A 21,522-nucleotide genomic window follows, 5' to 3' on the forward strand; every position below is an offset into this window, starting at 1 on the left:
TGCAGTGCGGCACCGGCGGGTGACTCAGCGCTGGGGCTTAGAGGCATTCGCATGGCCGTCGAGCGCCCCGGGCACCGGGGCAAGAGCAGGGAGAACACACTTGCGCGAACCCACCGCGACACCCGTTGCCGTAATCGGAATGGCCTGCCGTCTACCGGGAGGGATCGACTCCCCTCGGCTGCTGTGGGAGGCGCTGCTCCGCGGTGACGACCTGGTGGGAGAGATTCCCGCCGATCGCTGGGACGCGGACGCGTACTACGACCCCGAGCCCGGCGTGCCCGGCCGGTCCATCACCCGCTGGGGCGCCTTCCTCGACGACGTCGGTGGCTTCGACTGCGACTTCTTCGGCATGACCGAGCGCGAGGCGACCGCCGTCGACCCGCAGCACCGGTTGCTCCTCGAGACCTCCTGGGACGCCTTCGAACACGCCGGCCTCGACCCGTCGTCGCTGGCGAAGACCCAGACCGGCGTATTCATCGGGCTCACCCACGGTGACTACGAGCTGCTGTCGGCGGACATCGGCGCGGCCGAGGGGCCCTACGGCTTCAGCGGCACGAGCAACAGCTTCGCGTCCGGCCGCGTGTCCTACGCGCTGGGACTGCACGGGCCGGCCCTGACGGTCGACACCGCCTGCTCGTCGGGCCTCATGGCGATCCATCTGGCGTGCCGCAGTCTGCACGACGGCGAGAGCGACCTGGCCGCCGCGGGCGGAGTCGCGGTGGCGCTCGAACCGCGCAAGTCCATCGCGGGGTCACTGCAGGGCATGCTGTCGCCGAGCGGGCGCTGCCACACGTTCGATGTCGACGCCGACGGGTTCGTCTCCGGCGAGGGCGTCGTGGTGTTCATCCTCAAGCGTCTCGACGACGCGCAGCGCGACGGCGACCGGATCCTGGCGGTCGTGCAGGGCACGGCTGCCAACCAGGACGGGCGCACGCCCAACATCGCCACGCCGTCCGAGGACGCGCAGGTCGAGGTGTACCGGGCGGCGTTGGCGGCGGGCGGCATCGATCCGGCCAGCGTCGGCTTCGTCGAGGCGCACGGTACCGGCACCCCGGTGGGCGATCCCATCGAATTCGCCAGTCTGGCAAGCGTTTACGGGACCGGTGGTCCGACGGTGCTCGGCTCGGCGAAGACCAACTTCGGTCACCTGCAGTCCACGTCGGGTCCGCTGGGGATGATGAAGGCGATCCTCGCGCTGCAGCACGGCGTCGTTCCGAAGAATCTGCACTTCAACCAGTTGCCCGAGGAGATCGCGTCGATCGACACCGGGCTGTTCGTGCCGCAGGAGGTCACGCCGTGGCCGCACGACGGCGACCGGCCGCGCCGCGCCGCGGTGTCGTCCTACGGCATGTCGGGCACCAACGCGCACGCCGTGCTCGAGCAGGCACCGGTCGGTGCCGCCGAGACGGCGGCCGCGACTGCGAAAGACGCCGCGCCGCAACTGATTCCGCTGTCCGCGACGTCGGCCGAGCAGCTGCGGGTGACCGCCGGGCGCCTCGCCGACTGGCTGGACTCCGAGCCGGACGCCTCGCTCACCGACCTCGGCTACACGCTGTCGCGGCGGCGGGCGCACCGGCCGGTGCGCACCGCGGTCACCGCGCGCACCGTCGAGGAGCTGGCCGCCGCGCTGCGCGAGGTCGCGGCGAGCGACGCGCCCATCGAGCCCGCCGTCGGGCAGGACGACCGCGGCCCGGTCTGGGTGTTCTCCGGGCAGGGTTCGCAGTGGCCGCGGATGGGCGCCGAGCTGCTGGCCACCGAGCCCGTGTTCGCGGACACGATCGCGACGATCGAACCGCTGATCCAGGCCGAATCCGGTTTCTCCGTCTCACAGGCGATTTCGGCGCCGCAGACGGTGACGGGCATCGACCGCGTCCAGCCCACGCTGTTCGCGATGCAGGTCGCGCTCGCCGCGACCATGACGGCATACGGGGTGGTCCCCGGTGCGGTCATCGGGCATTCCCTCGGTGAGGCGGCGGCGGCCGTCGTCGCGGGCGCGCTGTCGCTGGAGGACGGGCTCAAGGTCATCTGCCGCCGTTCCAAGCTCATGAACCGGGTGTCGGGCACCGGCGCCATGGCATCGGTGGAACTGCCTGCGCAGCAGGTGCTCTCGGAGTTGTCGATCCGCGGAATCAATGACGTCGTGATCTCGGTGGTCGCGTCGCCGACGTCGACCGTGGTCGGCGGCGCCACCCAGAGCATCCGCGACCTCGTCGCGGCCTGGGAGGAGAAGGGCGTGATGGCCCGCGAGGTGGCGGTGGACGTCGCGTCGCACTCACCGCAGGTCGACCCGATCCTCGACGACCTCATCGACGTGCTCGACGACCTCGAGCCGCGCAAGCCGCAGATCCCGTATTACTCGGCGACACTGTGGGATCCGCGTGACCGGCCCTCGTTCACCAGTGACTACTGGGCCGACAACCTGAGGTTCACCGTCCGGTTCGGGGCGGCCGTGCAGGCGGCGCTGAACGACGGTTTCCGCGTGTTCGCCGAGATGGCGCCCCACCCGCTGCTCACCCACGCCGTGCAGCAGAACGCGGGCAGCCTCGACATGCCGATCGCCGCACTGGCCGCGATGCGCCGCGAGCAGGAATTGCCCGACGGTCTGCGCGGTTTCGTCGCCAACGTCTTCGCGGCGGGCGCTGCCATCGACTTCTCCACCATGTACCCCGGCGGCCAGCTGGTCGATGCGCCGCTGGCGACCTGGACGCACCGCGAGCTGATGCTGACCCGCGACGGTCAGGAGCAGCAGTCCCACGGCGCGTCCGTGCAGGCCGTGCACCCCCTGCTCGGGGCGCACGTGCACCTGTTCGAGGAGCCCGAACGCCACGTCTGGCAGGGCGAGGTGGGCACGGCCGCCCACCCGTGGCTGGTCGATCACCAGATCCACAGCGTGCCGGCACTTCCCGGAGCGGCGTACTGCGAGATGGCGGTGACGGCCGCGCGCACGACGCTCGGCCACGCGTCGGAGGTGCGCGACGTCCGCTTCGAACAGACGCTGCTGCTTGACGAGGAGAACGTGATCTCGGCGGGGGCGACGGTCGTGGCGCCCGGCTTCCTCGACTTCACCGTCGACACCCACGCCGACGGCGAACGCATCCGCCGGGCCGGCGCCGTGCTGCACGCCCTCGACGAAACCCCCATCCTGCCACCGGCTTACGACGTCAAGGCGCTCCTGGCGGCGCACCCGAACAGCGTCGACGGCGCCGAGCTGCGCATGGCCTTCGACGGTGTCGGCATCCAGTACGGACCCGCCTTCTCCGGCCTCGCCGCGGTGCACACCGCCGAGGGTGACGTGACCACGATCCTCGCCGAGGTCGCCCTGCCGGGTCTCATCCGCTCGCAGCAGTCGTCGTACGCCACCCACCCGGCGCTGCTCGACGCCTGCTTCCAGTCGGTCGTGGTGCACCCGGAGGTCCAGGCCGCCGGCGGGGGCGGACTGCTCCTGCCCGTCGGCGTGCGCCGCATCCGGTGCCACCACCCGACGCGCAACGCCCACTACTGCGTGACGACGGTGACGTCGTCGCGGGCCGGGGAGTGCGAGGTCGACCTCGACGTGCTCGACGAGTCGGGCACGGTGCTCCTCGCCGTCGAGGGACTGCGACTCGCGGGCGGGGCGTCGGAGAGCGAGCACGCCGGCCGGATGCTCAACGAGCGGCTGCTCACCATCGAGTGGGAACAGGCCCAACTGCCCGACTCGTCACGGGCCGAGCCGGGAAACTGGTTGGTGCTCAACGCTTCCGAGCCGACGGACGCGCTCGCCACCGAACTGGCCGAACTGTTGAACGACGACGGCGCCCAGTGCACGGCGATGTCGTGGCCGCTCGGCGCCGACCATCTCGCCGACACCGCCGCGCTGCGGGCACACCTCGCCGGCGACAACCTGCGGGCGGTCACCGGTGTCGTCGTCGTGACCGGCACCCCAGGACCGGGCGACGCGCTGGTGCGTCTCGGTCGCGAGTACGTGGCGCAGATCGTCGGCGTCGCCACGGAATTGGCGGAACTGCCCGGCGAGTCGCCCCGCCTGTTCGTGGTGACGAGGAATGCGGCCAGCGTGCTCGACGGCGACGTCGCCAACCTGGAGCACGGCGGTCTGCGCGGGTTGATGCGGGTCATCGACTCCGAGCACCCGCATCTGAGCGCCACCCAGATCGACGTGGACGCCGAGACCGAGCCGCGCCAGGTCGCCCAGCAGTTGCGCAGCGGCGCCGAGGAAGACGAGACCGCGTGGCGCGACGGGCAGTGGTACACCGCCCGGCTGCGTCCCGGTCCGCTGCGGGCAGCCGAGCGGCGCACCGTCGTCGTCGAGCACGAGCGCGACGGCATGCGGTTGCAGATCCGCAACCCCGGCGACGTCGAGTCGCTGGAGTTCGCCGCCTTCGAACGCGTGGCCCCCGGTCCCGGCCAGGTCGAGGTCAGGGTCACCGCGTCGAGCATCAACTTCGCCGACGTCCTCGTCGCGTTCGGTCGCTACCCCACGTTCGAGGGCTATCAGCAGCAGCTCGGCATCGACTTCGCGGGCGTGGTCACCGCGGTGGGACCCGACGTCACCGACCTTCGGGTCGGGGATCGGGTCGGCGGCATGTCGCCCAACGGCTGCTGGAGCACGTTCGTGACCTGTGATGCCCGACTGGCGATCCCGCTGCCCGAGCAGATCCCGGTGAGCGAGGCCGCCGCCATCCCGACGGCGTCGGCGACCGCCTGGTACGGACTGCACGACCTGGCCAGGATCTCGTCGACCGACAAGGTGCTGATCCACTCGGGCACGGGCGGCGTCGGCCAGGCGGCGATCGCGATCGCCCGCGCCGCGGGCTGCGAGATCTACGCGACGGCGGGCAGCCCGCATCGTCGACAGTTGTTGCACGACATGGGAATCGAGCACGTCTACGATTCCAGGAGCGTCGCCTTCGCCGAGGAGATCCGCCGCGACACCGACGGGTACGGCGTCGACGTGGTGCTCAACTCGCTGCCCGGGGCGGCCCAGCGGGTCGGCCTGGAACTGCTGGCGTTCGGCGGCCGGTTCGTCGAGATCGGCAAACGCGACATCTACGGGGACACCCACCTCGGGCTCTTCCCGTTCCGGCGCAACCTGGCGCTGTACGCCGTGGATCTCGCGCTCATGACGCACAGCCATCCCGAGACGGTGCAGCGGCTGCTCACCACGGTCTACGAGCGCACCGCCGACGGCACGCTGCCGATGCCGGAGACCACGCACTACCCGATGAGCGATGCCACCACGGCCGTCCGGCTCATCGGCGGCGCGGGCCACAGCGGCAAGGTCCTGCTCGACGTCCCGCAGGACGGCAAGAGCGTGGCCGTCGTGCCGCCGAGTGAGGTGCGGGTCTTCCGGCCCGACGGCGCCTACATCGTCACCGGCGGTCTCGGCGGTCTCGGCCTGTTCCTGGCCGGGGAGATGGCGTCGGCCGGAGCCGGGCGGATCGTCCTCAACGGACGCTCGGCGCCGAGTCCCGAGGCGCAGCAGGCGATCGACCGCTTCGTCGCCGCGGGCGCCGACGTCCACGTCGAACTCGGCGACGTCGCCGAGCCGGGTACGGCCGATCGTCTCGTGGCGGCGGCCACCGCATCCGGTCTGCCCGTGCGGGGCGTCCTGCACGCCGCCGCGGTGGTCGAGGACGCCACGCTGACCAACATCAGCGGTGACCTCATCGACCGCTGCTGGACGCCAAAGGTCCACGGCGCCTGGAATATTCATCAGGCTCTGCACGAGGTCGAGGTGTCCCAGCCGCTGGACTGGTTCTGCTCGTTCTCCTCGGCGGCCGCACTGGTCGGCTCGCCGGGACAGGGCGCGTACTCCGCGGCCAACAGCTGGCTGGACTCGTTCGCGCACTGGCGGGCGGCCCAGGGTTACCCCGGCACCTCCATCGCGTGGGGCGCCTGGAGCGAGGTCGGGCGGGCGACGGCCTTCGCCGAGGACTTCGGCATGGCGATCACCTCCGAGGAGGGCGTCCGCGCGCTCACCGCGCTGTTGAGCCACGACCGGACCTACAGCGGCTATGCGCCGCTCGTCGGCACGCCGTGGCTGACGTCCTTCGCACAGCGCAGCAAGTTCGCCGAGGGTTTCCAGGCGATGAGCGGCGGTCAGAAGGACACGGGCAAGTTCCGGGCCGAGTTGCAGGCGTTGCCGCGCGAGGAGTGGCCGAGCCACATCCGGCGGCTGGTGTCCGACCAGATCAGCCTGCTGCTGCGACGCAGCATCGATCCCGATCGACCGCTGTCGGACTACGGCCTCGACTCGCTCGGAAACCTCGAGCTGCGCACGCGCATCGAGACCGAGACGGGCATCCGCATCCAGCCGACGCACATCACGACGGTCCGCGGGCTCGCCGAGCACCTGTGCGAGCAGTTGGAGTCCAGGGAAGCGGCTCTGGCAAGCTCGTGACGGCACGGGTGGGTCCAGAGTCAGGCAAAGGAGGGGAACGTTGCGGGTAGGGCCGTTGTCGGTGGGCACGCTCACCGATTGGGAACCGAGCGCGGGCACGGCCGTGTCCTGGCAGCCGTCACGGGCGGCGTTGGCGGCGGCAGCGCAGGCGCCGCAGAGCGACGTCCCGGTCAGCTACATGCAGGCGCAGCACATCCGCGGCTTCTACGACCAGCGGGCCAACGGTCTGGACTACTCGCGGCTGATGATCGTCAGCTGCGATGCGCCGGGCCGCTGCGACGTGCGCGCGATGACCTACGTCATCAACGCCCACCTGCGCAGGCACGACACCTACCGCAGCATGTTCTCCTACGACGGCGACGGACCGGTCGGCCGCCGCACGATCGAGGACCCGGCCGACATCGAGTTCGTCCCGGTCCGCCACGGCGAGCTGACCCTGGACGAGGCCAGGGACCTGGTGGTCGCGACGCCCGATCCGCTGCAGTGGGACTGCTTCCGGTTCGGCATCGTCCAGGACGAGGACCACTTCACGTTCTTCGCCAGCATCGACCACGTGCACGTCGACGCGATGATCGTCGGCACCACGCTGATCGAGTTCCACATGATGTACCTGGCGCTGGTCGGCGGCCATCCGCCGATTCCGCTGCCGGAGGCAGGCAGCTACGACGAGTTCTGCCGCAGGCAGTTGGTGTTCACCGAGGGGCTGACGGCCGACTCGCCGCAGGTGAAGTCCTGGATCCAGTTCGCGCAGGGCAACGACGGCAACATGCCGGCGTTCCCGCTGCCGATGGGTGACCCGACGGTGCTCGACCTCGCCGACATCGTCACCGCGACCATGCTCGACGAAGACCAGACCGCCCGGTTCGAGGACGCGTGCACGGCCGCAGGCGCCCGGTTCATCGGCGGGGTGCTCGCGTGCAGTGCGCTGGCCGAGCACGAACTGATCGGGGCCGACACGTACTACGGGCTCACCCCCAGCGACACCCGCCGCAGCGCGACCGACATGGCGACGCAGGGCTGGTTCACGGGGCTGGTGCCGATCACCGTGCCGATCGCGGGCGCGTCGTTCGGCGAAGCCGCCCGGACCGCGCAGGTGTCCTTCGACACCGGGTTGAGCCTGGCCGAGGTGCCCTACGACCGCGTCCTGGAGCTGGCCCCCGAACTGAGCAAGCCGCGGCCCAACTTCCCGGTGGTCAACTTCCTCGACGCCGGCACCGCGCCGCTGTCGGTGTTGCTCACGGCCGATCTCGGCGACCTCAACATCGGCATCTACAGCGACGGCCGGTTCTCCTACCAGCTCTGCATCTACGTCATGCGGGTCGCCAACGAGACCGCCGTCGCAGTGATGTTCCCCGACAATCCCGAGGCGCAGGCGTCGGTGGCGAAGTACCTCGCCGCGCTGAAGTCGGTCTTCGCACGAGTGGCCGAGAGTGGGCACTGGCGCAATGTGGCGTGAGGCGTTCGGCGCCGCACCGAACCCGGAGGTATCCGCATCTTCGAACGGCTAGGTCAACTCGTCGCCAGGTGGCCGTGGGTCGTGATCGGGTGCTGGGTGGTGCTCGCGGTGGCGATGCCGCTGGCGGTCCCGTCGCTGACGGTGATGTCCGAGCGCAACCCCGTCGCGATCCTGCCCGCCGACGCGCCGTCGACGGTCACGGCCAAGGAGATCAGCCGGACCTTCAAGGAGGCGGGGTCCGAGAACGTCCTCGTCGTCCTGCTGACCGACGACGCCGGTCTCGGGCCTGCCGACGAGAAGGCCTACGCCACCCTCGTCGACCGGTTGCGCCAGGACAACGGCGACGTCCAGATGCTGCAGGACTTCATCAGCACGCCGGAGTTGCGACAGGTGCTGGCCAGCAAAGACGGCAAGGCGTGGATCCTGCCCGTCGGACTGGCGGGTGAGCTCGGTACGCCGGAGTCCTATTCGGCCTACACCCGGGTGTCGGACATCGTCAGGCACACGCTGAGCGGCACGTCGCTCACGGCTCATCTGACGGGTCCGGCGTCGACCGTCGCCGACCTCACGGTCGCCGGCGCCAACGACCGGCTGCCGATCGAGCTGGCGATCACGATCCTGCTGCTGATCATCCTGGCCGTGATCTACCGCAATCCGGCCACCATGATGCTGCCGCTGGTCACCATCGGCGCGTCGCTGCTGACCGCGCAGGGGGTGGTCGCGGCCATCTCGCTGTTCACCGGACTGTCCATCTCCAACCAGACGATCGTGTTCTTGAGCGCCATGATCGCCGGCGCGGGAACCGACTACGCGGTCTTCCTCATCAGTCGCTATCACGACTACGTGCGGCTCGGCGACGATTCGGACCGCGCCGTGCAGAAGGCCCTCGTCTCGATCGGCAAAGTCATCGCCGCGTCCGCCGCGACGGTCGGCGTCACGTTCCTCGGCATGGGCTTCGCGAAGCTCGGCGTGTTCTCCACGGTCGGCGTGGCGCTGGCGGTCGCGATCGCCGTCGCGTTCCTGGCCGCGGTGACCCTGCTGCCCGCGGTCCTGGTCCTGGCCGGTCGGCGCGGATGGGTCGGGCCCAGACGCGAACTCACGGCACGGTTCTGGCGGCATACCGCGGTGCGCATCGTGCGGCGTCCCGCGCGGTCGCTGGTGGCCAGCCTGGTGATCCTGCTGGCGTTGGCCGGCTGCGCGGGGCTGGTGCGGTTCAACTACGACGACCGCAAGCAGCTGCCCGGCTCGGCGGACAGCTCCGTCGGCTACGCCGCCCTCGAACGGCACTTCCCGGTCAACGAGACCATCCCCGAATACCTGTTCATCACCTCGCCGCAGGACCTGCGCACCCCGCGGGCGCTGGCCGATCTGGAGCAGATGGCGCAGCGCGTCAGCCAGATCCCCGGCATCGCGATGGTGCGCGGCGTGACGCGACCGACGGGCGAGTCCCTCGAAGAGGCCAGGGCGACGTATCAGGCCGGGCAGGTCGGTAGCCAGCTCGGCGGGGCCTCGAACCTGATCAACGGCAGCACCGGCGACCTCAACCGTCTGGCGTCCGGGGCGAACCAGTTGGCGGGCGGCCTCGGCGACGTCCGCGGCCGGGTGAACATGGCGATCGGCAGCGTCGGCAGTCTCATCGACACGCTGGCCGCCGTGCAGAACCAGTTCGGCGGCGGGACGACGTTCGGCCAGTTCGGCGACGCGACGAAGATCATCGCGGGCATCCGGCAGCTCGGCCAGCTCATCGAGACCAGCTTCCAGAACTACAACCCGACCTTCGAATGGCTCGACCCGGTGATCGCCTCGCTGAACGACAGCCCGGTCTGCAACGTCAACCCGGTGTGCGTCACGGCGCGCGGCCAGTTCGTCCGCCTGCAGACCGCGCGCGACGACGGCAGCCTCGACAAGATCGTCACCCTCGGCAAGCAATTGCAGGACACCGGCCCGCTGGACAAGCTGTCGTCGTCGATCAACAGCCTCAGCTCGACCATGCAAACCGCGACGACCGCGTTGCGCAAGCTGGGCATCACCGATGCGCGCAGCGCCAAGGTCCAGGTCGGCGTCGTGCAGAAGAGCGCCAACGATCTGGCCGGCGCGAGCCAGCAGATCGCCAACGGCGTGACGTTACTCGTCGATCAGACCAAGCGGATGGGCATCGGTCTCGACGAGGCGTCGAGCTTCCTCATGTCGATGGGGCAGAACGCGTCGGATCCCTCGATGGCGGGTTTCAACATCCCCGCAGAAGTGTTGGGCACCAACGATTTCCGCAAGATGGCCGCCCTGTTCATCTCACCCGATGGACATTCGGTGCGGTACTTCGTCCAGACCGACCTCAACCCGTTCAGCACCCAGGCGATGGACCAGGTCAACACGATCCTCGCGACCGCGAAGGGCGCACAGCCCAATACGACGCTCGCCGACGCCAAGATCTCGATGTCGGGCTATCCCGTCACGCTGCGCGACACCAGGGACTACTACGACCACGACATCACGCTCATCGTGTCGGTCACCGTCATCGTCGTGCTGTTGATCCTGATGGTGCTGCTGCGAGCCGTCGTGGCGCCGCTGTATCTGGTGGGCTCCGTGGTCATTTCGTATCTGTCGGCGCTCGGCATCGGCGTGCTGTTCTTCCAGGTCATCCTGGGGCAGCAATTGCATTGGAGCGTACCGGGATTGGCGTTCGTGGTGCTGGTGGCGGTGGGGGCCGACTACAACATGCTGCTGGCGTCGCGCCTGCGGGAGGAGTCCGGCCTCGGCGTCCGCTCCGGGGTGATCCGCACGGTGCGCTCCACCGGTGGCGTCATCACCGCGGCGGGGCTGATCTTCGCCGCGTCGATGTTCGGGTTGCTGTTCTCCAGCATCGGCGTCGTCGTGCAGGGCGGGTTCGTCATCGGCGTCGGCATCCTCGTCGACACGTTCCTGGTGCGCTCCATCACCGTGCCGTCGATCGCCGCCCTGCTTGGGCGCGCCAGCTGGTGGCCGTCACGACCGTGGGAACAGCAGGCCTCGGCCGACGAGCCGGAGGAGCCCAGGACGGTCTTCGACAAGGTCTGACCGACGAGCCGCGAATGGCCAATCATGGCTCGGCTCTTGCGATTTGGCGTGTGATGGGCGGCCGCCCCGGGGCAGGGTGGGTCAGGGAAGGGGCGGCAGGAAGCTCCGCACCTGAGCGAAGGTGCCCTCGATGGTGTCGCGGGTGGCCGGGTCGAGGATGCCGATCGGGTCCATGCCGTGGACCGGGTCGACGGACGTCGGGCGGTTCGCCGGGTCGTCGTAGCGCGAGTATCCCGCGTCGACGATGGGCTGCAGCACGCTGTCGATCTGATCGACGAAGCCATCGGACATGCCCAGATAGCGCAGCGGCAGCGTCATCGGCAGGTGGTTGACCGGGATCAGGTAGGTCGTGGTGGTCGCACCCTTGGAGTTGACCGTCGTCCGCATGTTCTGCGGCGGCACGTCGCCGGGTCCGGTGAACGCCGCGGGCGTGTGGACGATCGCCGACGCGGCGAACGCGTTGACGTCGGAGATGATGTTGTCGGGCCGGTCGGGGAAGTCGGAGAGGCCGTCGTAGGTCGCGATCACGCGGTTGGAGTCGTACTGGCTCTCCACCGGCTTGGGCATCGTGTAGTCGATGAACGGGATGTAGCTCCCCGGCGGGAACATGCCGGCCAGGAAGCTCTTGCCGAACGCGTGGTACCCGGTCGGATCGCCAATCGTGGTGAACTGCAGCTTGTCTCGCGGCGGCGCCTTCGGATCGTTGGCCAGCCGCACCTGCTCCTGGTCCAGCGCCAGGGTGCCCTGGGACAGGCCGACCGCCGCGGCGGGCTGGCTGCCGCTGCGGATCGCGGTGTTCAAGCTGTTGGTGGCCTGGGTGGCCGCGTCGCCGATGGTCACGCGGTCGGGCTTGTACCCGGCGGGCAGGAACATCGTCGGCACCCAGCTGAACGGGGCGCCCGCCGGGTAGTCGATCAGGTCGCGCTTGGCGTTGGGGAAGTATTCGTTGCCGGCGCGGTTGGTGTAGTCGACCCACGGAATGCCCGGCGGCCGCGCGCCACCGAGCGCGTAGACGACCTGCGCGGTGTTGCCCGGGCCCACCGGCGAGGGGACCGGGGGATTCGCCGGATCAGCCATCGCCACGCCGGTGCCGAAACCTCCGGCCGTGCCGACCAGACCCAGCGTCATCGCCCCAGCGAGAAGTCGTCTCAATGTCTTCTTCCTCGGTAGCCCGTCGCCTCGGTGATCGTCAAGACGGCCATCGTAACGACGACGACACGCGAAAACCAGGATGCTCGACCGGGTTTCGCCTCCCACGGTACTGGAGCCGGCAACGTCGTGCACCATCGACGCGTCCGTGCCCGGCTGTGAGTCGGCTGCCTGGTCACAGACCGACGAGGCCGACGCCGACGAGCAGTGCGCCGATCGCCGCCAACAGCGCAGCGACGTCGCGGCGGCGCCGTGATCGCACCCACCCGTGCAGGGCGCCCATCGCGTCGCGGGTCCGGTCGGGTGCGATCAGGTAGGCCAGCAGCGGGAGCTCCACCAGCGCGAAGGCCACGACGTTGAACCCGACCAGCGCGCCGACCCGGGTGCCCGCCGAGGCGTCGGAGGCCAGGATCACGGCGAGCGCGGCGAGGTAGTCGACCGACGGCAGCGCGATGCCGAGGCCCGCGAGCCCGGCCACCCACAGCGAACTGCCGTTGGCGAGGCGCCCGGCCCAGGTCGTCAGCCTGCCCGCATCGCCGGACCCTGGCAGTCGCAGCCCGCCGGCGAGCGCCGCGGCGACGACGATGGCCAGCACGCCGATCACGATCTGCACCCGGGGCAGCGTGAAGTGACGAGACCCCAGCAGCGCGGGGTCCAGCACGAACAGCACGATCAGGCCCACCGACACACCCATCGCGAAGCCGCCGCAGAGGAAGGCGACGAGTTGCCGCAGCGGCTGCGGCCGGTTCAGCATCAGCACGGCCATCCCGATGCGGAACGGCTCGAGGCTGACGGCGACGGCCATCACCAGCAGGGTGATCCACATCGGGTCGGCGCCGGTGCCGGTGAACCGGCTAGGCGTCCACCCGGGTGAACTGCCCGGCGCGGTACTGCTCGACGCACGTGCTGCGGCGCACCTTGCCGCTCGTGGTGATGGGGATCGAGCCGGGCGCGACGAGCACGAGGTCGGCGGCGTTGAGGCCGTGGGAGGCCGAGATGGCCGCGGTCACCTTGTTCTTGACCAGGGCGAGCTTGTCCTTGGACTCCTCGGAGTCGTCGCGCTTCCTGACCTCCATGATGGCGACGAGCTTCTCGGTGCGGTCCACGTCGACGGAGATCGCCGCGACGCGCCCGCCGGTGATCTCCTGCATCGTGGCCTCGATGTCCTCGGCGTAGTGGTTGCGCCCGTACACGATGAGCAGGTCCTTGATGCGGCCGACGATGAACAGCTCGCCCTCCGACATGAATCCCAGGTCGCCGGTGCGCAGCCACGGTCCCTCCGGCGTGCCCGGCGAGGGATCGACGATCATCCCGCCGAACGTCCGCTCGGTCTCCTCCGGCTTGTTCCAGTAGCCGGATGAGACGTTGTCGCCCCTGGTCCAGATCTCGCCGACGACGCCGGGCTCGCACTCGCGACGGGTCTCGGTGTCGACGATGCGCACGGGCGGCGAGTGCGGCACGCCGTAGCTGATGAGCTCGCTGCCCGTCCCGGACGCGGTCCGCTCGGCGATGCCGGCGCCCAGCTTCTCGGGGACGAAGTCGACGATCTGCGGGGCGCCACCCGCAGCCCGCGTCGAGACGTAGACCGTGGCCTCCGCCATCCCGTAGGAGGGCGTGATCATGTTCTCCTTGAACCCGAACTTGGCGAAGCGGTCGGTGAAGCGCTTCAGCGTCGCCGGGTGGACGCGTTCGCTGCCGGTCACGATCGTCAGCACGTCACCGAGGTCCATCCCGGCGAGGTCCTCGTCGGTCGTCTTGCGGACGGCCAACTCGAAGGCGAAGTTCGGGCCCGCCGAGTACACGCTGGGGTTGGAGGCCAGCCACTGGATCCAGCGGGCGGGACGGGCCAGGAACGACAGCGGGCTCATGATCTTGGCGTGGTAGCCGCCCAGGATCGGCGCGATGACGGCGAGCATGAGGCCCATGTCGTGATAGAAGGGCAGCCACGACACGATCGTGGTCTCGGGCGGTGCGACGCCACCGAGGCTGGGGAAGTAGTCGGCCATCAACTGCTCGAAGTTCGCCGAGAGGTTGCGCTCAGAGATCATCACGCCGGCGGGGACCCGCGTCGAACCCGAGGTGTACTGCAGGTAGGCCGTCGCGGGCGCGTCCTTGACCCGCGGCGGCGAGCCGTTGCGACCGTCGAGGTCGAGGTCGTCGACGGAGATGATGGTCGCCTCGGCGTTCAGTTCGGCGACGTACTCGGTGACGCTGGGCGCGACGGCCGACGTCGTCAGGATCACCGTGGGCGTCGTGTCGGCGAACACGGCGCTGACCCGTTCGTCGTGGGTGCCCACCGACGGCACCGACAGCGGCACGGCGATGCGGCCGGCCTGCGTCGCGCCGAGGAATGCGGAGACGTAGTGGTGGCCCTGCGGGGCGAGGATCACCGCGCGGTCGCCGACGACACCGTGCTTGGCCACCTCGATCGCGACGTTGACCGCTCGGCGGTAGGCCTGTGCCCACGTCAGCGTCTCGGTGATGCCGTCCCAGTCGGCTTCGTAGTCGGTGAACGTGAATGCCGGGTCATCGGGCTGCAGTCCGGCCCGTTCGCGCAGCAGAGACATCAGGGACGAGGAGGGCATGCGCGTCAGATTACCGCCCGGTAGGCCCCCGTGTACCCGCGGCACGCGCCGCCCGCGAGCCGGGGGCGGCCGGGTAGCAAAGCGGCTGGGGAGCTCGATTCACGTCGATCGGGACCCTGGCCCGTGGCGGCTTCGCGGGCCATGATGGAGGGCGTGTGTCCGGATACCCGTAGAGATGGAGTTGCCATGAGCGGCACCGACCTGAGCCCGACATCCCTGCGCGAGGCGTTCGGACACTTCCCGACCGGGGTCATCGCCATCGCCGCGGAGGTCGACGGGGAGCGCGTGGGCCTGGCCGCCAGCACGTTCGTCCCGGTGTCGCTGGATCCCCCGCTGGTGTCGTTCAGCGTGCAGAACAGCTCGACCACCTGGCCCAAGCTCAAGGACCTGCCCAAGCTCGGCATCTCGGTGCTGGGCGAGGCGCACGACGCGGCCGCCAAGACGCTCGCCGCCAAGACCGGCGACCGGTTCGCCGGGCTGGAGACGACGTCGACCGAGGGCGGCGCGGTCTTCATCCACGGCACCAGCGTGTGGTTGGAGACCGCGATCGATCAGCTGGTGCTGGCGGGGGATCACACGATCGTCGTGCTGCGGGTCCACGACATCACGGTGCACGCGGACGTCGCGCCAATCGTGTTCCACCGCAGCACGTTTCGCCGGCTCGGCGCATAGCTCAGGGGCGCGCGCCCAGCTCCTCGCGGTACCCCTGGATCCGACGGTCCAGCTCGGCCGCGTCGTCGGGCCTGCCCTCCTTGCGAGCCAGCTCCGAACGGGTGGTCAGCTCGCGGATCGCGGTCCGAATGTCGTTGACGCTCTGCGTATCTCCAGCACTCATGCGGTGCGCCCCTCGTCGTCGAATGGCTTGGATCTTCTTCGATTCAGAGTACGCCGCAGTCGTCGGCTAACGCCGTTTGAAGAGCTTGTCACCCAGCCAGACGATGGGGTCGTACTTCTTGTCGGCGACGCGCTCCTTCATGGGAATCAGTGCGTTGTCGGTGATCTTGATGTGCTCGGGGCAGACCTCGGTGCAGCACTTGGTGATGTTGCACAGTCCGAGGCCGTTCTCCTCCTGCGCCATGTCCCGACGGTCGAGCTGGTCCAGCGGATGCATCGACAGCTCGGCCTGACGCATCAGGTACCGCGGACCGGCGAACGCCTCCTTGTTCTCCTCGTGGTCGCGGACCACGTGGCAGACGTTGTTGCACAGGAAGCACTCGATGCACTTGCGGAATTCCTGGCTGCGGTTCACGTCCTCCTGCTGCATGCGGTACTCGCCCGGCTGCAGATCCTTCGGCGGGGTGAACGACGGGATCTCGCGCGCCTTCTGGTAGTTGAAGGACACGTCGGTCACCAGGTCGCGCATCACGGGGAACGTCCGCAGCGGGGTCACCGTGACGGTCTCGTCCTCCCCGAAGGTCGACATCCGGGTCATGCACATCAGTCGCGGACGGCCATTGACCTCGGCCGAACACGATCCGCACTTGCCTGCCTTGCAGTTCCAGCGCACGGCCAGGTCGTTGGCCTGGGTGGCCTGCAGCCGGTGGATGATGTCGAGCACGACCTCGCCGTCGTTGACCTCGACCGTGTAATCCTTGAGCTCGCCGCCGGTGTCGTCGCCGCGCCAGACCCGCATGCTCGCTTCGTACGCAGCCATGTCAGCCCTTCCGTTGTGGGTGTTCGGTGAGTTCGGCGTCGGTGTAGTACTTCTCGAGTTCGGACAGCTCGAAGACCTCGAGGAGGTCCGGCCGCATGGGAACCTGTTGCTCGGGCTCGACGGTCACGCTGGGAACGAGCTGCTCGGCGGTGGCGGCCTCGGTGGCCTTGCACACCAGCAGGGTGTTGCGCCAGTTGGCGTCCATCGCGGGATGGTCGTCGCGGGTGTGTCCGCCGCGGCTCTCGGTGCGCTGCAGCGCCGCCTTGGCGACGCATTCGCTGACCAGCAGCATGTTGCGCATGTCGATCGCGAGGTGCCAGCCCGGGTTGTAGACGCGGCCGCCCTCGACGGCGACGTTCTGCAGGCGACCCCGCAGCTCGTCGAGCTTGCCCAGCGCCTCGTTGATCTCGTCTTCCTTGCGGATGATGCCGACGAGGTCGTTCATCGACTGCTGGAGTTCGGCGTGCAGCGTGTACGGGTTCTCCGGGTCGTCGTGTGCCTCGTAGGGCGCCAACGCCATCTTGGTGGCTTCGTCGATGGCGTCCTGCGGCGGCTTGGGCCGGTCGTCGGCCAGCGCCCGAACGTAGTCCGAGGCGCCGAGACCGGCACGTCGGCCGAACACCAGCAGGTCCGACAGGGAGTTGCCGCCGAGCCGGTTGGAGCCGTGCATGCCGCCGGCGCACTCGCCTGCGGCGAACAGTCCGGGCGTCTTGGCGGCACCGGTGTCTGGGTCGACCTCGATGCCACCCATCACGTAGTGGCACGTGGGGCCGACTTCCATCTCGTCCTTGGTGATGTCGACCTCGGCGAGCTCGATGAACTGGTGGTACATCGACGGCAGCCGTCGCATGATCTCCTCGGTGGGCATGCGCGAGGCGATGTCGAGGTACACCCCGCCGTGCGGCGTGCCGCGGCCTGCCTTGACCTCGGCGACGATGGCGCGGGCCACTTCGTCGCGGGGCAGCAGGTCAGGGGTGCGTCGGGCCGAGTCGTTGTCCTTGAGCCACTGGTCGGCCTCCTCTTCGGTTTCGGCGTACTGGCCCTTGAACACCGGAGGGATGTAGTCGAACATGAACCGCTTGCCCTCGGAGTTCTTCAGCACTCCGCCGTCACCGCGCACGCCCTCGGTGACGAGGATGCCCTTGACCGAGAGCGGCCAGACCATGCCGGTCGGGTGAAACTGGATGAACTCCATGTTGATGAGGTTCGAGCCGGCACGCAGCGCCAGCGCGTGGCCGTCGCCGGTGTACTCCCACGAGTTCGACGACACCTTGAAGGACTTGCCGATGCCACCCGTCGCGAGCACCACCGCAGGGGCGTCGAACAGGACGAAGTTGCCGGTCTCGCGGTAGTAGCCGAACGCCCCGGCGATGCGGTCGCCGTCCTTGATGAGGTCGGTCACCGAACACTCGTGAAAGACCCGGATGCGGGCCTCGTAGTCGCCGAGCTCGCGCTTGTCCTCCTGCTGCAGCGAGACGATCTTCTGCTGCAGCGTGCGGATGATCTCCAACCCGGTGCGGTCACCGACGTGGGCCAGCCGCGGGTAGGTGTGCCCGCCGAAGTTGCGCTGGCTGATCTTGCCGTCCTTGGTGCGGTCGAACAGCGCGCCGTAGGTCTCCAGCTCCCACACCCGGTCGGGCGCCTCCTGCGCGTGCAGTTCGGCCATCCGCCAGTTGTTGAGGAACTTGCCGCCCCGCATCGTGTCACCGAAGTGCACCTGCCAGGTGTCCTTGCTGTTCACGTTCTTCATGGCGGCCGCGCAGCCACCCTCGGCCATCACGGTGTGGGCCTTGCCGAACAACGACTTCGTCACCACCGCCACGCGCAGGCCGCGCTCGCGGGCCTCGATCACCGCGCGCAACCCGGCCCCGCCGGCACCGATCACGACGACGTCGTATTCGTGCCGTTCGAGTTCAACCACCATCTGAAATCCCTTGCTTAGTGAATTATGTTGTCGGCCAACGGATTAGCCGATGAATCTGAGGTCCCAGCCGGTGATGGACACCATCATGACGTAGAAGTCGGTCAGCATCAGGGTGCCGAGCGTGATCCACGCGTAGAGCTTGTGCCGGGTGTTGAGCTTGCTCACCTGGCCCCACAGCCAGTAGCGGACGGGGTGCTTGGAGAAGTGCTTGAGCCGTCCGCCGACGACGTGGCGGCAGGAGTGGCACGACAGCGTGTAGACCCACAGCATGATGACGTTGACCAGCAGGATGACGTTGCCGAGCCCGAAGCCGAAGCCATTGGGCGTATGGAAGGCCATGATCGCGTCGTAGGTGTTGATCAGCGAGATGATGCCGGCGATGTAGAAGAAGTACCGGTGGGTGTTCTGGATGATCAGCGGCAGCTTGGTCTCACCGGAGTACGTCGCGTGGGGCTCGGCCACCGCGCATGCGGTCGGCGCCTGCCACACCGAGCGGTAGTAGGCCCCGCGGTAGTAGTAGCAGGTCAACCGGAACAGCAGCAGGAACGGTAGGGACGCCGCCGCGTAGGGCAACCACCAGACGTCGGGCAGGATCTGCGGCCAGAAGTCGCTCGCCGCGCCGCAGCCCTTGCTGATGCACGGCGAGTAGAACGGTGTCAGGTAGTGGTACTTCTCGACGAAGAAGTGGTCCTGCTGAAACGCCCGCACGGTCGCGTAGATGACGAACGCCGCGAAGCCGAGGTCGGTGAGGATCGGCGACTTCAGCCAATTGTCGGTCCGCAGCGTGCGCTGGGAGATCCGCGCTCGCGTCGGTGAGAAGACACCGGTGCCGGGGCGGTCGGCGGTGGGTGCGCTCAAAGGGTTTCCCTCACTTCGTCGTGTTCTGGGTTCGTCGTGTGCTGGGTGGGGCGGGTGCTGGGTGGGGCGGGCTACCGCGTGCCGCCGAGTCCTTCGTCGTCCACGTCCTGCCAGAAGTCGCTGGCGTATTGCGTGTCCGGGATGCCGATCTTCTCGAGGGTGCGGTGGTGGTGACTTACCCCGCGTGCGAGATTCAACTCCTCGGCATCGATGTCGAGTCGGTCGACGTCGTTCAGGATGCGTTCGGCGTCGTTCACGATGCGGCGCATTGCCACGGTGTCGCCGTAGCGTGATGCCAGTGACGTCACGCAGCGGCGTAGGCCGCCGATCAGCTCGTGCAGCTGATCGAGTTCGGTGGTCGAAGACAACGGAGTTGACCTCCTTGGGCTGAAGGGTGTCACGAATCACGGTACGACAATTGATGCTAGTCACAGGCCGACACCAGAGTGAGACAGATCACGTGTGAGGAGAGGTTCGAGAGTGTCCGATGAAGATGTGCGGCAGCGCGCGGCGACGCTGAAGGCGTTGCACGTGCCGGGGAACCCGGCGATCCTGCCGACGGTGTGGGACGCCTGGTCCGCCCAGCTGGCCGTCGACGCGGGGTTCGCTGCGTTGACCGCCGGCAGTCATCCCGTCGCCGATTCGGTCGGCAAGCCGGACGGCGAGGGAATGTCGTTCGACGAGCTGCTCGCCAGGGTCGCGCAGATCACCGGTGCGGTCGACGTGCCGCTGTCGGTCGACGTCGAGTCCGGCTACGGCGAGACGCCCCAGCGGCTGATCGAGGGGCTGCTCTCGGTCGGCGCGGTCGGCTTGAACATCGAGGACACCGTGCACCGCGAGGGCAAGCGGCTGCGTTCGCCCGAGGAACACGCGGCGTTGGTCGGCGAACTGCGCGCGGCGGCCGACGCCGCCGGCGTCCACGTCGTCGTCAATGCGCGCACGGACCTGTTCATCCGGGAGGACGGCGACGCGGCGGACCGGGTCGACCGCGCCATCGCGCGCCTGACGCTCGCCGCCGAGGCGGGCGCCGACAGCCTGTACCCGGTCGATCGGCACGACGACGCCACGATGCGCAGGCTGACCTCCGAGCTGCCGCTGCCCGTCAACGCGATCGCGCTGCCCGACCAGGACGACCCCGCGTCGTTCGGCCCGCTGGGCGTCGGGCGGATCAGCTTCGGTCCGTTCCTCCAGCGCGCGCTGTCCGGGCACGCGGAGACGCTGCTGGCGCGTTGGCGGTAGCGGGTGCCCGACGACCGCGGACTCATCTACGGGGCGGGCGCTGCCGCCGTCGCGCTGCTGATCGTGCTGGTGGTGGCGGTGATCCACACCGCGGACTCGTCGCAGGCGCCGGCGTTCGTTCCGCCGCCGCCGTCGACGACGGATCCCACGTCGGAGTCGGCGTATACGACGTCGACGACCACGACGAGCTATCAGGTGCCCAGCGTGCAGACCACCCAGGACGGCGGTATCCCGCCGGCGCCCGAGCCGCCGCCCACCGACGCGCCCGCCACCGACGAGCCGACGTCGACGACCGACACCCCCTCCAATCCGTACGGCACGACCACGCCCACCAACGCGGGCCACGTCTGAGCCCGCGGTGCGCGTCTAGAGGGCCCGGTGGAGGCGACCCTCGCCGACGGTGGGCCGTGTCACGGTGCCCCACAGCTCGACGGTCTGCACGATCCAGTAGGCGGCGAACTCCGCGATGAGGGCCGTCTCGACCACGATCACCGCGTGGTTGAACCCGTCGAGGAGCTCGTGCAGGCAGACCACGGCGACCAACGTCAGCACCATGGCCACCGAAATGCCTTGGTAGATCAGCTGATAACGCCTGCGGTCGGATGCGACGAAGGCGGTGATGCCAACGGTCAGGATGATCGCGGCGAACATCGCGATCGCCGCGATGCCGTGCGCATGGGTGCGAAACCACTGCGGCGTCAGCACCAGTGCGGCGATGCCCACTGCGAAGAGCGCCCGCTGCAGCCAGGTCGCCGCCACGCCCAGACTGCTGCGCCGCCGCCCGGTTCCGGTCCTGCGGTACATGATCCAGGATGCCGCGCGCGAGACGCCCAGGGCGATGACGATGGCCCAGACGTTGCGCAGCGCGGCCGGGTCGTCCACCGCCAGATCCGTACTGCCGCACAGCAGCACCGGCCGCGTCGTGGGCACCATCGCCACGACGAACGCGAGGATGCCCGCCAGGTTCAGCAGCACGTCCTCGGTGTCGTTGCTGCCCTTGTAGACGATGAGCAGAGCGCCGATGACGCACAGCGCGGCGATGAAGACGCCGTGCGCCGAGGTGAAGTAGTAGGCGCTGATCGAGGTCTGCCAGCATCTGGCGTGCAGACGTTCGATCAGCACGCCCGCCGCCAGCGCGACGATCATGACGGGCATGCCGCCGCGCAGATATCGGTAGGTGTCGGCGACCGCGGTGTCCGTCATCGT

At 69.0% G+C, this 21,522-nt stretch carries 15 protein-coding genes; 6 read left to right on the forward strand and 9 right to left on the reverse strand.

Features of this window, described 5'->3' with window-relative positions; translation table 11 throughout:
* The first annotated feature begins 100 nt into the window (after positions 1-100).
* The 3 genes from pks2 (at position 101) to G6N60_RS02675 (ending at position 10,907) form a co-directional block, all read left to right on the forward strand.
* Complete coding sequence (pks2, locus tag G6N60_RS02665; protein ID WP_163732186.1) at positions 101-6,397, forward strand: sulfolipid-1 biosynthesis phthioceranic/hydroxyphthioceranic acid synthase; 6,297 nt, start codon at positions 101-103, stop codon at positions 6,395-6,397.
* A gap of 40 nt (positions 6,398-6,437) precedes the next feature.
* Positions 6,438-7,853 carry a condensation domain-containing protein gene (locus G6N60_RS02670; RefSeq protein WP_163732190.1) on the forward strand — a complete coding sequence of 472 codons (1,416 nt, stop codon included), beginning with the start codon at positions 6,438-6,440 and terminating at the stop codon, positions 7,851-7,853.
* A gap of 81 nt (positions 7,854-7,934) precedes the next feature.
* A complete protein-coding gene (locus tag G6N60_RS02675) occupies positions 7,935-10,907 on the forward strand; it encodes an MMPL/RND family transporter (RefSeq protein WP_163732192.1) in 2,973 nt (990 codons plus the stop codon).
* A gap of 81 nt (positions 10,908-10,988) precedes the next feature.
* On the opposite strand, the gene G6N60_RS02680 is transcribed toward G6N60_RS02675, so the two are convergent.
* The 3 genes from G6N60_RS02680 to G6N60_RS02690 all read right to left on the reverse strand — a co-directional run bounded on the left by G6N60_RS02680 (position 10,989) and on the right by G6N60_RS02690 (position 14,641).
* Positions 10,989-12,059 carry a PE-PPE domain-containing protein gene (locus G6N60_RS02680; RefSeq protein ID WP_179969627.1) on the reverse strand — a complete coding sequence of 357 codons (1,071 nt, stop codon included), beginning with the start codon at positions 12,057-12,059 and terminating at the stop codon, positions 10,989-10,991.
* Between the two features lie 172 nt (positions 12,060-12,231).
* A complete protein-coding gene (locus G6N60_RS02685) occupies positions 12,232-12,882 on the reverse strand; it encodes a GAP family protein (RefSeq protein WP_163732198.1) in 651 nt (216 codons plus the stop codon).
* 28 nt (positions 12,883-12,910) lie between these two features.
* Positions 12,911-14,641 carry an AMP-binding protein gene (locus G6N60_RS02690; RefSeq protein WP_163732201.1) on the reverse strand — a complete coding sequence of 577 codons (1,731 nt, stop codon included), beginning with the start codon at positions 14,639-14,641 and terminating at the stop codon, positions 12,911-12,913.
* A 186-nt stretch (positions 14,642-14,827) separates the two neighbouring features.
* On the opposite strand from G6N60_RS02690, the gene G6N60_RS02695 reads away from it, so the two are divergent.
* Positions 14,828-15,313, forward strand: coding sequence for a flavin reductase family protein (locus G6N60_RS02695; RefSeq protein WP_163732204.1), 486 nt, complete (start codon positions 14,828-14,830; stop codon positions 15,311-15,313).
* A gap of 1 nt (position 15,314) precedes the next feature.
* Here the strand turns inward: G6N60_RS02695 and G6N60_RS28105 are convergent, their stop codons facing one another.
* The 5 genes from G6N60_RS28105 to G6N60_RS02715 all read right to left on the reverse strand — a co-directional run bounded on the left by G6N60_RS28105 (position 15,315) and on the right by G6N60_RS02715 (position 19,445).
* Positions 15,315-15,476 (reverse strand): hypothetical protein, encoded by a 162-nt coding sequence (locus G6N60_RS28105; protein ID WP_170312540.1) that lies wholly within the window; start codon positions 15,474-15,476, stop codon positions 15,315-15,317.
* A 66-nt stretch (positions 15,477-15,542) separates the two neighbouring features.
* Positions 15,543-16,295, reverse strand: a complete 753-nt coding sequence (locus tag G6N60_RS02700; RefSeq protein WP_163732207.1) for a succinate dehydrogenase/fumarate reductase iron-sulfur subunit — start codon at positions 16,293-16,295, stop codon at positions 15,543-15,545.
* 1 nt (position 16,296) lies between these two features.
* Positions 16,297-18,216, reverse strand: coding sequence for a fumarate reductase/succinate dehydrogenase flavoprotein subunit (locus G6N60_RS02705; RefSeq protein WP_163743341.1), 1,920 nt, complete (start codon positions 18,214-18,216; stop codon positions 16,297-16,299).
* Between the two features lie 45 nt (positions 18,217-18,261).
* Positions 18,262-19,077 carry a succinate dehydrogenase subunit SdhC gene (locus G6N60_RS02710; RefSeq protein ID WP_163732211.1) on the reverse strand — a complete coding sequence of 272 codons (816 nt, stop codon included), beginning with the start codon at positions 19,075-19,077 and terminating at the stop codon, positions 18,262-18,264.
* Between the two features lie 71 nt (positions 19,078-19,148).
* Positions 19,149-19,445: an Rv0250c family protein gene (locus G6N60_RS02715; protein WP_163732213.1), complete on the reverse strand. Its 297-nt coding sequence runs from the start codon at positions 19,443-19,445 to the stop codon at positions 19,149-19,151.
* 112 nt (positions 19,446-19,557) lie between these two features.
* Here G6N60_RS02715 and G6N60_RS02720 point away from each other — a divergent pair, with 112 nt between their 5' ends.
* Positions 19,558-20,316, forward strand: coding sequence for an isocitrate lyase/PEP mutase family protein (locus G6N60_RS02720; protein ID WP_163732216.1), 759 nt, complete (start codon positions 19,558-19,560; stop codon positions 20,314-20,316).
* Positions 20,317-20,319: 3 nt separating this feature from the next.
* Positions 20,320-20,667, forward strand: a complete 348-nt coding sequence (locus G6N60_RS02725; RefSeq protein ID WP_163732219.1) for a hypothetical protein — start codon at positions 20,320-20,322, stop codon at positions 20,665-20,667.
* 15 nt (positions 20,668-20,682) lie between these two features.
* On the opposite strand, the gene G6N60_RS02730 is transcribed toward G6N60_RS02725, so the two are convergent.
* A complete protein-coding gene (locus G6N60_RS02730; protein ID WP_163732222.1) occupies positions 20,683-21,519 on the reverse strand; it encodes a hypothetical protein in 837 nt (278 codons plus the stop codon).
* Between the last annotated feature and the right edge of the window lie 3 nt (positions 21,520-21,522).

The sequence above is a fragment of the Mycolicibacterium madagascariense genome, assembly GCF_010729665.1.
GTDB lineage: Bacteria > Actinomycetota > Actinomycetes > Mycobacteriales > Mycobacteriaceae > Mycobacterium > Mycobacterium madagascariense.

Coding starts and splice junctions, on each gene's coding strand:
- G6N60_RS02685 (WP_163732198.1), bottom strand. CDS start 12,882: ATGTGGATCACCCTGCTGGTGATGGCCGTCGCCGTCAGCCTCGAGCCG.
- G6N60_RS02690 (WP_163732201.1), bottom strand. CDS start 14,641: ATGCCCTCCTCGTCCCTGATGTCTCTGCTGCGCGAACGGGCCGGACTG.
- G6N60_RS02695 (WP_163732204.1), top strand. CDS start 14,828: ATGAGCGGCACCGACCTGAGCCCGACATCCCTGCGCGAGGCGTTCGGA.
- G6N60_RS28105 (WP_170312540.1), bottom strand. CDS start 15,476: ATGAGTGCTGGAGATACGCAGAGCGTCAACGACATTCGGACCGCGATC.
- G6N60_RS02700 (WP_163732207.1), bottom strand. CDS start 16,295: ATGGCTGCGTACGAAGCGAGCATGCGGGTCTGGCGCGGCGACGACACC.
- G6N60_RS02730 (WP_163732222.1), bottom strand. CDS start 21,519: ATGACGGACACCGCGGTCGCCGACACCTACCGATATCTGCGCGGCGGC.